At 52.1% G+C, this 384-nt stretch carries 1 protein-coding gene; it reads right to left on the bottom strand.

All coding sequences use genetic code 11. The features are described from left to right. Window positions 1–299: type VI secretion system tube protein TssD (gene tssD, locus PPL9_RS18240; protein ID WP_152986751.1), on the bottom strand; the 299-nt coding region annotated here is incomplete at its 3' end. Window positions 300–384: the final 85 nt, after the last annotated feature.

Here is a 384-nt window from a genome sequence, read left to right as displayed (position 1 = left end):
CGGTACCATTTGACTTCACATTTAGGCAGCATCTCACCGGAGACCAGCGCATTATACAGCAGCGGGATGGACTTGTTCATGGAGCAGGTGAACTTGAACGGCGTATGCACGCGCTGACCAGCTGGCTGACCGGACTGGATATCACGCGGAATGATGACGGTATGATCAATGGCCTGTACCATGATCTCGTCTTCATGACCTTCCTGCCACACGTTACCGACGGAATCCTCAGTGAACGCGCCTTGAGTGATTGGTCCCTGAGTTGACCCTTCAATGGTGATATAAGCGGGTGTTGGCATAGTATGCTCCTGGTGAGCGCCCTCCGTTTGCGGATAGACGCAGCAAAACAAATAAATGAACCCCATTTGATGAGAATGGGCCACA

It is taken from the genome of Pseudovibrio sp. POLY-S9 (genome assembly GCF_001431305.1).
Taxonomy (GTDB): Bacteria; Pseudomonadota; Alphaproteobacteria; order Rhizobiales; family Stappiaceae; genus Pseudovibrio.
The sequence above is the reverse complement of the archived record's forward strand: the minus strand, read 5'-3'. Positions and strand labels throughout refer to the sequence as shown.